This is a genomic window from Marinobacter pelagius, from assembly GCF_003315345.1.
GTDB lineage: Bacteria > Pseudomonadota > Gammaproteobacteria > Pseudomonadales > Oleiphilaceae > Marinobacter > Marinobacter pelagius_A.
Genome location: NZ_QNRO01000016.1, coordinates 38517 through 51672, shown reverse-complemented (window position 1 = coordinate 51672; position 13156 = coordinate 38517). Strand labels below are relative to the sequence as shown.

Annotated in this window: 18 protein-coding genes; 12 read left to right on the top strand and 6 right to left on the bottom strand. The window is 60.5% G+C overall.

The window, feature by feature from the left end; genetic code table 11:
- Nucleotide 1: 1 nt before the first annotated feature.
- From DET50_RS13760 to DET50_RS13735, 6 genes are read right to left on the bottom strand one after another with little or no spacing between them, the layout of a single operon-like run.
- Nucleotides 2-244 carry a BolA family protein gene (locus DET50_RS13760; RefSeq protein WP_113863414.1) on the bottom strand — a complete coding sequence of 81 codons (243 nt, stop codon included), beginning with the start codon at nucleotides 242-244 and terminating at the stop codon, nucleotides 2-4.
- A 49-nt stretch (nucleotides 245-293) separates the two neighbouring features.
- The gene (locus DET50_RS13755) at nucleotides 294-602 is read right to left on the bottom strand and encodes an STAS domain-containing protein (RefSeq protein WP_113863413.1); all 309 of its coding nucleotides are present in this window, start codon (nucleotides 600-602) and stop codon (nucleotides 294-296) included.
- Entirely contained in the window at nucleotides 599-1252 is a 654-nt protein-coding gene (locus tag DET50_RS13750; RefSeq protein WP_113863412.1) for an MlaC/ttg2D family ABC transporter substrate-binding protein, read from the bottom strand. Before DET50_RS13750 ends, DET50_RS13755 begins: the two co-directional genes overlap by 4 nt.
- 41 nt (nucleotides 1253-1293) lie before the next feature.
- Nucleotides 1294-1743, bottom strand: coding sequence for an outer membrane lipid asymmetry maintenance protein MlaD (gene mlaD / locus DET50_RS13745; RefSeq protein WP_113863411.1), 450 nt, complete (start codon nucleotides 1741-1743; stop codon nucleotides 1294-1296).
- Between the two features lie 22 nt (nucleotides 1744-1765).
- A complete protein-coding gene (mlaE, locus tag DET50_RS13740; RefSeq protein WP_113863410.1) occupies nucleotides 1766-2548 on the bottom strand; it encodes a lipid asymmetry maintenance ABC transporter permease subunit MlaE in 783 nt (260 codons plus the stop codon).
- The gene (locus DET50_RS13735) at nucleotides 2548-3360 is read right to left on the bottom strand and encodes an ATP-binding cassette domain-containing protein (RefSeq protein WP_404932746.1); all 813 of its coding nucleotides are present in this window, start codon (nucleotides 3358-3360) and stop codon (nucleotides 2548-2550) included. Before DET50_RS13735 ends, mlaE begins: the two co-directional genes overlap by 1 nt.
- 167 nt (nucleotides 3361-3527) lie before the next feature.
- Between DET50_RS13735 and DET50_RS13730 the strand changes: the two genes are divergently transcribed.
- The 12 genes from DET50_RS13730 to yjgA all read left to right on the top strand — a co-directional run bounded on the left by DET50_RS13730 (nucleotide 3528) and on the right by yjgA (nucleotide 12934).
- Entirely contained in the window at nucleotides 3528-4508 is a 981-nt protein-coding gene (locus DET50_RS13730; protein WP_113863408.1) for a KpsF/GutQ family sugar-phosphate isomerase, read from the top strand.
- Nucleotides 4508-5077, top strand: a complete 570-nt coding sequence (gene kdsC / locus DET50_RS13725) for a 3-deoxy-manno-octulosonate-8-phosphatase KdsC (RefSeq protein WP_113863407.1) — start codon at nucleotides 4508-4510, stop codon at nucleotides 5075-5077. Before DET50_RS13730 ends, kdsC begins: the two co-directional genes overlap by 1 nt.
- Nucleotides 5074-5679, top strand: coding sequence for an LPS export ABC transporter periplasmic protein LptC (gene lptC, locus DET50_RS13720; RefSeq protein WP_113863406.1), 606 nt, complete (start codon nucleotides 5074-5076; stop codon nucleotides 5677-5679). Before kdsC ends, lptC begins: the two co-directional genes overlap by 4 nt.
- Nucleotides 5663-6214: a lipopolysaccharide transport periplasmic protein LptA gene (gene lptA / locus DET50_RS13715; protein ID WP_113863405.1), complete on the top strand. Its 552-nt coding sequence runs from the start codon at nucleotides 5663-5665 to the stop codon at nucleotides 6212-6214. Before lptC ends, lptA begins: the two co-directional genes overlap by 17 nt.
- Nucleotides 6192-6917, top strand: coding sequence for an LPS export ABC transporter ATP-binding protein (gene lptB, locus DET50_RS13710; RefSeq protein WP_113863404.1), 726 nt, complete (start codon nucleotides 6192-6194; stop codon nucleotides 6915-6917). Before lptA ends, lptB begins: the two co-directional genes overlap by 23 nt.
- A 330-nt stretch (nucleotides 6918-7247) precedes the next feature.
- On the top strand, nucleotides 7248-8759 hold the full coding sequence (locus tag DET50_RS13705) for an RNA polymerase factor sigma-54 (protein ID WP_113863446.1): 1512 nt from the start codon (nucleotides 7248-7250) through the stop codon (nucleotides 8757-8759).
- Nucleotides 8760-8774: 15 nt separating this feature from the next.
- Nucleotides 8775-9086 (top strand): ribosome hibernation promoting factor, encoded by a 312-nt coding sequence (gene hpf, locus DET50_RS13700; protein ID WP_113863403.1) that lies wholly within the window; start codon nucleotides 8775-8777, stop codon nucleotides 9084-9086.
- 83 nt (nucleotides 9087-9169) lie between these two features.
- Complete coding sequence (gene ptsN / locus DET50_RS13695) at nucleotides 9170-9640, top strand: PTS IIA-like nitrogen regulatory protein PtsN (protein ID WP_113863402.1); 471 nt, start codon at nucleotides 9170-9172, stop codon at nucleotides 9638-9640.
- A 28-nt stretch (nucleotides 9641-9668) separates the two neighbouring features.
- A complete protein-coding gene (rapZ, locus tag DET50_RS13690) occupies nucleotides 9669-10553 on the top strand; it encodes an RNase adapter RapZ (protein ID WP_113863401.1) in 885 nt (294 codons plus the stop codon).
- Nucleotides 10554-10559: 6 nt separating this feature from the next.
- Complete coding sequence (locus DET50_RS13685; RefSeq protein ID WP_113863400.1) at nucleotides 10560-10829, top strand: HPr family phosphocarrier protein; 270 nt, start codon at nucleotides 10560-10562, stop codon at nucleotides 10827-10829.
- Between the two features lie 84 nt (nucleotides 10830-10913).
- Nucleotides 10914-12275 carry a magnesium transporter gene (gene mgtE / locus DET50_RS13680; protein ID WP_113863399.1) on the top strand — a complete coding sequence of 454 codons (1362 nt, stop codon included), beginning with the start codon at nucleotides 10914-10916 and terminating at the stop codon, nucleotides 12273-12275.
- Nucleotides 12276-12412: 137 nt separating this feature from the next.
- Nucleotides 12413-12934, top strand: coding sequence for a ribosome biogenesis factor YjgA (gene yjgA, locus DET50_RS13675; protein ID WP_113863398.1), 522 nt, complete (start codon nucleotides 12413-12415; stop codon nucleotides 12932-12934).
- The last annotated feature ends 222 nt before the right edge of the window (nucleotides 12935-13156 follow it).

The window sequence follows — 13156 nt, the reverse complement described above, 5'->3', positions numbered from 1 at the left end:
ATCAGCCCTGGCGCTCGGCCCATTCTGCGGGAGTAAAGGCACGCGGATGCAGGGCGTGGATGGTGCCGTCCATAATGTGCTGGAACAGCGCCTTGTTGATCATTTGCTGCCGCTTGATGGTCGGCAGGCCTTCAAATACGTCACCCACCACGACGACCATGTAATGGGTACCATCAACCTGGACCTGAACCTCGCATCCGGGCAAGGCTTCTTCGACCAGTTTTGTGACTTCGGCGGCGTCCATAAACTATCCTCGGGTGTTTTGGAAAAATCAGGGGCGAGATTGTAACCAATTAGTCGGCGCGGGTCAGCTGGGCACTCAGATTACTCAGTGATGCCAGTGAGGCCAGGCGGCCATTGATGCCACGAAAACTCAGGTCGATGCCCTGTTTCCTGGCAAGCCGCTCCCAGCAAAGCATCATGGAGAGAACCACACTGTGGGCGGTTTCAAGACCGGAGACATCGACCACGAGGCCGTCGTTGATACCGGAGATCAGCTGCTCCCCCTGCTGGCGAAGCCCGATGACCGACGAGGCGTCCACCTCACCGGTCACGATCATTTCACCATCCCGGAGCTCGGCGCGTGGTGCGGAGGGACTCATGATTTGTCCGCATCCCCTTCCAGATCAATTGCCTTGGCGGCATCGCTCCAGCCGTCGATCACAGCCTGGATCTGGCCCCGATTCTGTTCCATTTCCTGACTGAAACGGTCGCGGAAGGCCAGGCCGATGTTCACACCCTCAACAATCACGTTTTCCATCAGCCACCGACCCTGGTCGTTCCGGTACATCGAGTAGACCACGGGGTAGCGGTTGCCGGATGAGCTGATGACTTCCAGCTCCACGGAGGCCCGATCCTCGTTGCGCGGCAAAATGGTGGCGTCCTGGACGTTGATCTGAAAGTCCTCAGCATCGACCAGAGCCTTCGCGTAGCTGTCAAACAGGCTGCGTTTGAATTTCTCGACAAATTCGTCGCGCTGCTCAGGGGTAGTCTGGCGGGCATAACGCCCCATAACGCGGGCCGCAATGCGACGGAAATCCACGAAATCAGTCAGGGCCTCGTCCATGCTCTGATAGAAAGCCTCGGGATCCTTCTCGTAGAGGCCGCGCTCCGCATTGAGTTTCTCCACCAGCTTCTGGGTGTTCACGTCCACGTATTCGCGCAACTCTTCGGCCTGCCCCGCCTGCGCCTGGGCAACCGTTGCAACCACCAGGGCCAACGCCAGGAAAAGTCGTTGGGTCAAAGCAACCATCAGGATCTCCCGCTATCTCTGTTTGGTAAGCGCTCCGGCATTCATTTGCCGGAAGCAAAGTTACTGATCAGCCGCTCAAGGTTCATGGCCGACTGGGTGGAATAGAACGTATCGCCCGGCTGGAGCGATTCCATATCCGCACCGATTGATATATCAATGTACTGCTCACCAAGCAGTCCGGATGTACGTATTACTGCGGAACTGTCGGCGGGAATGTTGTCCACCTCGGCATGGATCGACATTTTCACCCGGGCCTGGAAGGTTTCCTTGTCGAGGGAAATGGATTCGATACTGCCAACCGTCACCCCCGCCATGGACACCTTGCCCCGGGGCGTCAGCCCCCCGGTATCGTTGAAATTGGCGTACAGGGTATAGGTGCGCTCGGCGGCCTTGGGGGACAGCCCGCTGACCTGAAGCGCCAGCACCAGCAATGCCGCCAGGCCCGCAATCATGAACAGGCCAACAATGATTTCAGTGGTTCTCTGTGCCATTACCGGCTCCCGTTGATCAATCTCAGAAATCGCCGAACATCACGGCGGTTAGCACAAAATCCAGCCCCAGGACGGCCAGGGACGAGTACACCACCGTCTTGGTGGTGGCGGAACTGATCCCGGCAGAGGTGGGCACACAGTCATAACCCTGGAAAACCGCAATCCAGGCGCAGACAAAGCCGAACACGACGCTCTTGATCACGCCGTTCATCACATCATCCAGGAAGTCGACGGAGGACTGCATGTTGCCCCAGAACGATCCTTCGAACACGCCCAGCCATTCTACGCCAACCAGCATGCCGCCCCAGATACCGACCACGGAAAAGATAACGGCGAGCACGGGCATGGCGATAAATCCGGCCCAGAGCCTCGGTGCGACCACCCTGCGCAGGGGGTCAACGCCCATCATCTCCATGCTGGAGAGCTGCTCGGTGGCCTTCATCAGGCCAATCTCGGCGGTCAGGGCCGACCCGGCCCGACCGGCGAACAGCAGCGCCGTCACCACCGGCCCGAGCTCGCGCACCAGGGTCAGCGCAATCATCTGGCCAATGGCGGATTCCGAGCCGTAATCGGAAAGGATGGTGTACCCCTGCAGCCCGAGCACCATGCCGATAAACAGGCCGGAGACCACCACGATGGCCAGGGACAGCACCCCGACCGCGTAAATCTGGCGTACCAGCAGCGGAAACCCCGTGACCGGGCGCGGAACTCCGCTCAGCACCCCGGCCAGAAAGCGGCCCGAGCGGCCCAGGGAAGCAACAATATCAAGGCCCAGCCGGCCCAGTGACGCAATACGGTCGAGCATCAGGTATGTCCTCCCAGCCCGTAATCCTGACCGGCATCCTTCGCGGGGTAGTGGAACGGCACCGGACCGTCGGGCTGCCCCTGCAGGAACTGCTGGACCTGGTCCGACGGGTGCGCCTTCAGCTCTTCCGGGGTGCCCGCACCAATCACCTTGCCGTCGGCAATAATACAGGCGTAATGACAGATACTCAGAGACTCGGGCACATCGTGGGATACCAGCACACTGGTCAGCCCCATGGAACTGTTGAGATCCCGGATCAGCTTCACCAGAACGCCCATGGCAATGGGGTCCTGGCCGGCGAAAGGCTCGTCGTACATGATCAGCTCCGGGTCCAGGGCAATGCTCCGGGCGAGCGCGACCCGCCGGGTCATGCCGCCGGAAAGCTCCGAAGGCATCAGATGGCGCGCACCCCTCAGGCCAACGGCCTCGAGTTTCATCAGCACGATGTCATGGATCATGTCTTCGGGCAGTTTGGTGTGCACCCGCAACGGGAAAGCCACGTTCTCGAAGACGCTCAGATCGGTAAACAGGGCGCCACTCTGGAACAGCATCCCCATTTTCTCGCGCAGCGTATAAAGGGCCTTGCGCTTGAGACGCGGCACCTCATGCCCATCCACCTGGACGCTGCCACTGTCCGGGCGCAGCTGGCCACCGATCAGCCGCAGCAGCGTGGTCTTTCCGGTGCCGCTGGGGCCCATGATCGCGGTGATCTTGCCCCTGGGAATATCCAGAGTGATGCCATCGAAGATCCGCCGGCCGGATCGGGAAAACACGACGTCCTTCAGAGATATGTATGCAGTCGAACCCATAATCTGTCCCTTTCGAGGAGGAGCTACATTATGCGATGCGGCGCCTAACCTCAACGTCTGACCGGTAAAATGTCCTGATGGTCATCACCGGATTTACTGAAAATGATATACTTGCGCCACTTTCAACGCGTTTTGCCGAAATCCCCCGATACAAGCCAGGCCAGAGCCCGATGACCGAACAGACCAGCCACGATTTCCGGACCTCCGCCCTACGCGCCATTCGCATCGAGCGAGATGCCATCGAAGCCCTCGAAGGCCGCATTGACCACCACTTCCTCCGTGCCTGCGAGACCATCATGGCCTGCAAGGGCCGGGTCGTGGTAACCGGTATGGGCAAATCCGGTCATATCGGCAACAAGATCGCGGCTACCCTGGCCAGCACCGGCACGCCTTCTTTCTTTGTCCACCCCGGCGAAGCGAGCCATGGCGACCTGGGCATGATCACCAGCCAGGATGTCGTCATTGCCATCTCCAACAGCGGCAACACCAGTGAGGTGGTCACCATCCTGCCGCTGATCAAACGCATGGGGGCACCGCTGATCAGCATGACCGGCAACCCGGACTCGGTATTGGCACGGGAAGCGGTCGCCAACCTGGATGTCCGTGTCGACGCCGAGGCCTGCCCGCTCGGACTGGCCCCTACGTCCAGTACGACGGCAACCCTGGTGATGGGAGATGCCTTGGCGGTGGCCCTGCTGGAAGCCCGCAGCTTCAGCGCCGAGGATTTCGCTTTCTCCCACCCCGGTGGCAGCCTGGGCCGGCGCCTGCTGCTCAAGGTGTCCGACATCATGCATACCGGCGAGCAGATTCCGGTCGTCACCGAAGGCACCACCCTCAGTGGTGCCCTGCTGGAAATTTCACGCAAGGGCCTGGGCATGACCACGGTGGTGGACGCCAAAGGCGACCTCACCGGCATCTTTACCGACGGTGATCTGCGCCGCACCCTGGACCGGTCTGTGGACATCCACAACACCGCCATCGAGGAAGTGATGACCCGCCACGGCAAAACCATCGCCGCCGACCACCTGGCAGCCGAGGCCCTGAACATCATGGAAGAGATGAAGATCAACGCCCTGCCGGTCACTGACGAAAAAGGTACGCTGGTCGGCGCCATCAACATGCACGACCTGCTGCGGGCGGGAGTGATCTGATGGCCGATCTGACCAGCCCGCTGACGTCCCGTTGGTCCGATGAGCTGCTCGCCAGGGCGGCCCGTATCCGCCTCATTGCGCTGGACGTGGACGGCATCATGAGCGATGGCAAACTCTATTTCAGCGCCAACGGGGACGAGCTCAAAGGTTTCAACATCCTGGACGGCCTGGGGCTGAAGCAGTTGATGGCCACCGGCATCACTGTCGCGGTGATCACCGGCCGGCGCTCACCGCTGACCGAAAAGCGAATGGGCGACCTGGGCATCCCGCATCTGATGCAGGGCCGGGAAGACAAGAAAGTGGCGCTGCAGGAACTGGTCCGCACCATGGACATCGCCCCGGAAGAAATCGCCTACATGGGCGACGACCTGCCCGACCTACCGGCACTGAACTTTGCCGGGCTGGGCATCACCGTACCCAACGGCTACTGGCTGGTGCGCCAGCAGGCGCACTACTGTACCAGCGTCTCAGGTGGAGAGGGCGCCGTAAGGGAGGCCTGCGATCTTATCCTGACCGCCCAGAACAAACTGGACGCGGCACTGGCACCTTACCTGGAGCCGGCCGGATGAACAGCCCGGTGGAATTCCTGCAGCAGTTCACCGAACGCCCACTGGTGCGGGCGCTTGCCGTGGTTGCCCTGGTGGCCGCTGCGCTGTTCCTGCTCTGGCGCAGCGACGAACCGCCCGCGCCGGACCCCGAAGCCGCCGCCCTGCGTGGCCCGGCCGAGCCCGACGGCTTTGTGGTCGACGGCGCCTACACATCCTATGACCAGAACGGCAACCTGAAAGTGCACTTCACCAGCCCCCGGATCGAGCAGTTCGAAGAAGGCAACATGGCCACCATGGTGTCACCCACTGCCCGCCTTTTCGGCGAACCGGGGACCGAGCCCTGGACAATCGAGGCGAATAACGGCAGCCTGCTGCAGAACGAGAATCTGCTGTACCTGACCGACAACGTGCGTATCATTCGTCAGGTTGGCGAGCGCGAGGCAACCCTGACCACCTCGAAGCTGACGCTGGACAACGATCAGAACATTATTTACACCGACGCTCCGGTGGAGATCACCGACCGTATCGGCGTCACCCGTGCTACAGGCATGAAGGCCTGGATCAATGACCGAATTGTGGAGCTCAACTCCGACGTGGAAGGACGTTATGAAACGGTTCAATAAACACCCGTCCGGCTTGCTGGCCGCCCTGGTGGCGCTATTGATCAGCGGCCCTGCCCTGGCCTTTGAACTGGATTCGGACCAGCCGATCACCGTCAACGCCGACAGCGCCCGACTGGATGACAACAAGGGCGTGGCCACCTACACCGGCGACGTGGTCCTGACCCAGGGCAAAACCCGGCTGACGGCCGAACGGGTCGTACTGTACCGCAGCGCCGAAGGCCTGAGCCGGATTGAAGCCGCCGGCACTCCGGCCCACTACACCCAGCCGAGCCGTGACGGAGAGGGCGAGACCGACGCCCGCGCCCTCAACATCACCTGGTCCGCCAGCGACCGGCAACTGACTCTTGAGCGGGAGGCGGTGATTGAGCAGGGTGGCAACCTGTTCCGCGGCGACCTGATCCATTACGACACGGTTCAACGAGTGGTCACCGCCGAGGGCGGACAGGACACGGGATCCGGCACTGGCCGGGTTGAAATGATTATCCAGCCCCGCAGCACCAGACAGGGATCCGATGGCAGTACTGAGAGCCAGTAATCTGGCAAAGAGCTACAAACAGAAAAAGGTGGTGATCGACGTTTCCCTGGAAATCCAGAGTGGCGAAATCGTCGGCCTGCTCGGCCCCAACGGCGCCGGCAAGACCACCTGCTTCTACATGATTGTGGGCCTGGTGCCGGCCGATCGCGGCCGCATCACCATCGATGGCCAGGACATCACGCCGCTGCCCATGCACGGGCGCGCCCGCAAGGGCATCGGCTACCTGCCCCAGGAAGCCTCGGTGTTCCGCAAACTGACCGTGCGCGACAACATCATGGCGATCCTGGAAACCCGGTCGGCGCTGAGTCGCGCCGAGCGGGATGCCAAGCTCGAGGAGCTGCTGGAAGAGTTCCACATCACCCACATCCGCGACAGCGTCGGCATGGCGTTGTCCGGCGGCGAGCGCCGGCGCGTGGAAATCGCCCGGGCCCTGGCCATGGAACCCGCCTTCATCCTGCTCGACGAACCCTTCGCCGGCGTCGACCCGATCTCGGTGAGCGACATCAAGCACATCATCCGCCACCTGCGTGACAAGGGCATCGGAGTGCTGATCACCGATCACAACGTGCGGGAGACACTGGATATCTGCGAGAACGCCTACATCGTCTCCGGCGGCCATATCATCGCCTCCGGCAGCTCCGAGGAAATTCTGGCGAATCAGCAGGTGAAAGAGGTGTACCTGGGGAATGAATTCCGGCTCTGAGGGGCATGCCCCCCTCCAGGGGTCTGATGAAATCTTTCATCTGACCCCGAGTTAGACTTGAGCACGAGGCCAGGGTCCAGGTTGGGGTCAGATGAAAGATTTCATCCGACCCCTGAGTCACAACCCCGGAGCCAAAACCCCGGAGTCAAGATCCCTTGGTGGGAGCCCATTTTCACATCCCCGCCACCTTTCATGTTCAATCTGGCCCCCGTTTCCAGTAAACTCGGCAAAGAACTTGCTTGCTACGGCAACCAGCTAGCATACAAAGCATTTTTTCTCTGAAGCCAAGGCAATAGAGCGTGACGAGTAACGGATCCTGAACGTATGGTGATGAAAGCTTCATTACAGTTAAAGCTGGGTCAGAGCCTGACCATGACGCCCCAGCTGCAACAGGCGATCCGGCTTCTGCAGCTCTCCACTCTCGATCTGCAACAGGAAATCCAGCAGGCCCTCGATTCCAACCCGATGCTGGAAACCTCCGAGGACGACGACAACGCCGAAGCGCCGGCGGACAACACCGAAAACCGGGACGACCACGAGCGGGATTCCGCCGCCAGTGCCGAGAGCAGTGACGACTGGGACGACGCCGGCCCGGAATGGACCAGCGAGAACGAGGTCCCCGATAACATCCCCGACGACCTGCCGGTCGACACTGCCTGGGATGACATCTATCAGTCCGCCCCGGCCTCCTCGGCCCGCAACGACGACGATAACGAACAGGACTTCGAGACCCGCAACTCGCCCACGGAAACCCTGCACGATCACCTCGAATGGCAGATCAACCTGACCCCCATGAGTGAGCGGGACCGGGCCATCGCCCATGCCCTGCTCGATGCGGTGGATGACCGGGGCTACCTGACCAGCCCGATGGAGGAGATCCATGCCGGCCTGCAGGACGACGCCGACGAGGACCCGCTGGAACTGGACGAAGTGGAAGCGGTATTGCACCGGCTCCAGCATCTGGACCCGGCCGGCGTGTTTGCGCGGGATCTGCAGGAATGCCTGCTGATCCAGCTCAACCAGCTGCCAGCGGATACCCCCTGGCTGTCTCAGGCCCGGCTGGTGATTACCCACTACATCAATCTCCTGGGTAACCGCGACTACGCCCAACTGCTGCGAAGAAGCCGCCTGAAGGAAGATCAGCTGCGGGAAGTTCTTGCGCTGATCACCGGGCTGAACCCCCGGCCGGGCGATGTGATCGACCACGGCGAGCCGGACTACGTCATCCCCGATGTGATTGTCAGCAAACACCATGGCCGGTGGCGGGTGGAACTGAATCCGGAAATTGCCCCCCGCATCCGCGTCAATGCGAGCTATGCTTCTCTTATAAGGCGTGCGGACAGCAGCGCGGACAACACGTATCTGCGCGACCAGCTCCAGGAAGCCAAATGGTTCATCAAGAGCCTGCAGAGCCGGAACGAAACCCTGCTGAAGGTGGCCACCCGCATCGTGGAGCACCAGCAGGGCTTCCTGGACCAGGGTGAAGAGGCGATGAAGCCACTGATCCTGTCCGATATTGCCCAGGCGGTGGACATGCACGAATCCACCATTTCCCGGGTGACCACGCAGAAATACATGCACACGCCCCGGGGCATTTTTGAGCTGAAGTACTTTTTCTCCAGCCATGTCAGCACGGATGAAGGGGGTGAATGTTCCTCAACGGCCATTCGCGCGATGATCAGGAAACTGATTGCCGCGGAAACTCCCAAAAAGCCATTGAGTGACAGTAAAATTGCAGCCATGCTAGGAGAACAGGGCATCAAGGTGGCAAGACGCACCGTGGCCAAGTACCGGGAGGCGATGCATATTCCGCCTTCCAATGAACGCAAACGACTGGTGTAACAACAGGAGACGCCTATGCAACTCAATATTTCAGGCCATCACGTAGAACTGACTCCCTCCCTCAAGGATTATGTCACCGAGAAGTTCGATAAGCTGGAGCGCCACTTTGACCACATCTCCAATTGTCAGGTTACCCTGGAGGTCGAGAAGGTGCGCCAGATTGCGGAGGGGACTCTGCATGTCGCGGGTGGTGGTGAAATTCATGCAAAGGCCGAGAACGAGGACATGTATGCAGCGATCGATGCCCTGATCGACAAGCTGGATCGCCAGGTCCTCAAGCACAAGGAAAAGAACGTAGACCGGATGCACGGTAACGGACAACGTTAACAGTCCGCCTCCATGCGGTAATCCAATGGCGCTGCGGCACTTCGGGTGTCGCAGCCTTTTTTTTACGGAAATGCAGTCGATCCATGAGCGACACATCCCTGACCATAGACAACATCCTTGTACCGGAGCTGACCCTCTGCAGGGTGCCGGCATCAAGCAAGAAACGGGTTCTGGAGTTCATCGCTGAAAAGATCCACCAGCAAGACGAAACCCTCAGCGATACCCAGATTTTCAACAACCTGATTGCGCGGGAACGGCTTGGCAGTACCGGCATCGGCCAGGGGATTGCCATCCCCCACTGCCGGCTGGAAGGCCTCGACCGGGTGATCGGTGTGTTGATGACGCTGGAGGAAAGCGTCGAGTTCGATGCCATCGACAACCAGCCGGTGGACCTGGTCTTCGCGCTGATCGTGCCGAAAGAGGCCACCAGCGAACACCTGGAGCTGCTGAGCCAGCTGGCCGAGAAATTCAACGAGCGGTCCTTCTGTAACCGGCTCCGCGAGTGCGAGGATGCCCGGGCGCTGTACGAGCGCATGACAGCCGCCAGCGGCTGACCCCAACTGTACCGGAGGCAAACTGGCCATGAAGTTGATCATCGTGAGTGGCAGGTCAGGCTCAGGCAAGAGTACCGCGCTGCACGTACTGGAAGACCTGGGTTTCTACTGTATCGACAACCTGCCCATCGGGTTGCTGTTTCCGCTGACCCGGGAAGCGGCCGCCCAGGCAACCCCGGGCCGGCTGAACAAGATGGCGGTGAGCATCGATGCCCGGAACCTGTCCGGCGAACTCGCCAACTTCGAGGATATCTACAGCCAGCTCCAGGAAACCGGTATCACGGTGGAGATTATCTTCCTGGACGCGGATGAGCAGTCGCTGCTGCAGCGCTTCCACGCCACCCGCCGCAAGCACCCGCTGAGCGATGACAAGACCTCCCTCCGCGAAGCCATCACCAGCGAGAAGAAACTGCTCGAGCCGCTGTCCAAGCTCGCGGATCTCTACATCAACACCACCGGCATGTCGATGTACGAGCTGCGGGATCAGGTCAAGCAACGGGTGGTAGGCCGCAAGGAACAGGAACTGGCCCTGCTGTTCCAGTCCTTCGGCTTCAAGCACGGGGTACCGCTGGATTCCGATTACGTGTTCGATGTCCGTTGCCTGCCCAACCCATACTGGGACACCAGCCTGCGCAAGTATGTGGGTACCGACCAGCCGGTGATCGATTTTCTGGAGCGGGAGCCGGCCAGCCGCAAGATGGTCGATGACCTGATTGCGTTCCTGGACACCTGGCTACCCGGCTTCGCCGAAAGCAACCGCAGCTACATGACCATCTCCATCGGTTGCACCGGCGGTCAGCACCGCTCCGTGTACATCTGCGAGCAGCTGGGCAAGCATTTCCGCGAACACTACAACAACGTGCAGGTGCGCCACACCGAGCTGCCCCACCTGCAAGCCCGGGGAGAGGCCTGAATCACCATGATCCGCCGCCCCATCACTATTATCAACAAGCTCGGCCTGCACGCCCGCGCCACCGCCAAACTGGTGGCCACGGCCTCCGAGTTCGACAGCCAGGTCCGGATCGCCCGCAACGGCCGCGAGGTGGATGCCAAGAACATCATGCAGGTGATGATGCTCGCCGCCAGTCAGGGCACCGAGGTGGAACTGATTGCCGAGGGGCGGGATGAAGAAGAGGCCATTCGGGCGCTGGTGGCATTGATTGATGATTATTTCGGCGAAGGGGAATGACCCCAGAGGTTTTAACCCCCGTTTCACTCACCTGTAACGCCTAACTCCGCTATAATAAAGGCGTTTTCAGCGAGCAGGTGATTCATGACCGATATTCTGGAAAAAAGCCAGGCCAAGCAGCGTTTGCGCTCACTGAGTGAGGCGCTCGATAGTGGCGCCCTCAAGCAGGTTGCCCGCATCCTCAATGGCGGCCTGAGCCCCAGCGATATCGCCCACCTGCTGGAATCCTCCCCGCCCCGCCAGCGTGCCCTGCTCTGGAACCTGGTGGAGAAGGACCTGGAGGGTGAAGTCCTCCAGTACCTCAGCGATGACATCCGTAGTTACTTCCTGAGCCAGCTGAACGCCCAGGAACTGGCGGACATCATCGAGGATTTCGAGTCGGACGACCTTGCCGACTTGCTGCAGCAATTGCCGGACACGGTGATCCAGGAAGTCCTGGACACCATGGACGAGCAGGACCGGCTGCGGGTCGAGGAAGTGCTGTCCTATCCGGAGGACACCGCCGGCGGTCTGATGAACACGGACACCATCACGGTGCGCCCGGACATCAGCATCGACGTTGTACTCCGTTACCTGCGCCGGCACCGCAACCTGCCACCCATGACCGACAGCCTGATCGTGGTCAGCCGGCGGGACGATTTCATCGGGGTACTGCCCATTACCCGGATCCTGGTATCCAACCCGGCATCGACCGTGCGGGAAGTCATGGATACCGAGGTCGAACCCATTCCGGTGACCCTTTCCGACACCAAGGTAGCGACCCTGTTCGAACGCTACGACCTGATCTCGGCGCCGGTGGTCAACGAGGAAGGCCGGCTGCTCGGCCGTATCACCATCGATGACGTGGTCGACGTTATCCGGGAAGACGCCGACCACTCCCTGATGAGCATGGCCGGTCTGGACGAGGATGAAGACACCTTCGCCCCGGTCTGGAAAACCACCCGCCGCCGCGCTGTGTGGCTGGGGATCAACCTGGTCACCGCGTTTATCGCCTCGGCGGTGATCGGCCTGTTCGAGGCCACGATCAGCAAGGTGGTTGCCCTGGCGGTACTGATGCCGATCGTCGCCAGTATGGGCGGCATTGCCGGCAGCCAGACCCTCACCCTGGTGATCCGCGGCATGGCCGTGGGCCAGATCAGCGGCGCCAACGTGCGATGGCTGCTGAACCGGGAATTCTTTGTGGGCGCGCTCAATGGCCTCTTCTGGGCGCTGGTGGTGGCCACCGCGGCCGCCGCCTGGTTCCAGGACCTGCTGATTGGTGCCATTATCGCCGCCGCCCTGGTCATCAACCTTGTGGCGGCAGCGTTTGTTGGCACCATGTTGCCGCTGTTTCTCAAGTCGAGGAACATTGATCCGGCGCTGGCCGGGAGCGTGATTCTGACCACGGTGACGGACGTGGTGGGGTTTATGGCGTTTCTGGGGTTGGCGACGATTTTTTATGCGTGAGGGTTGCAACTGAACATGGGGTCAGATGAACAAGTTCATCAGACCCCTGAGTTGGACGCAGACCCCTGAGTTTGGCGCGATTATGGGGTCTGATGAAAGCCTTCATCTGACCCCGACTTAGGCTTTAGGTAGCAACTATGACTGATCACGAAGACGACGAATTCCAGGAAGACCTCGGTCCCAGCAAATCCCAGATCAAGCGGGAGATGCATGCCCTGCAGGAAGTGGGCAAGCGCATGCTGGATCTGAGCGACGACCAGCTCAACAGCCTGCCCATCAGCGATACCCTGAAAGCGGCCATCGTTGAATCCCGGCGAATTCGCAAACATGAGGCACGCCGGCGGCACCTGCATTACATCGGCAAGGTTATGCGTAACGAGGAAGACCCGGAAGCCATCGAGCGCGGCCTGGATGCCTTCGATTCCGGCAGCGCCGAGCATACCCGCCGTCACCACCTGGCCGAGCGCTGGCGCGACCGGATGGTGGCCGAGGGGGATTCGGCGGTGGGCGAGTTTATTGACTACTGCCCGTCGGCGGATATCCAGCACCTGCGCAACCTGGCGCGGAATGCGAAGCGGGATGCCGAGAAGGAGAAGAATACCGGGCAGGCGAAGAAGCTGTTTCGATATTTGCGGGAGTGTATTGACGAGGTTGAATAGAAAGAAGGTGGGGCCATCCCCCCCCCCAGGGGTCTGAAGAACGCTTTCTTCTGACCCCGTTTTCAGATGTGATCACGGAGTTTGACCTGAACATGGGGTCAGATGAACAAGTTCATCAGACCCCTGAGGTAAAATGAGATCCGGGAGTTTGGCCTGAACATGGGGTCAGATGAAGGTTTTCATCAGACCCCTGAGTCGGGGTTAGATGCCAAAATGGGGTCA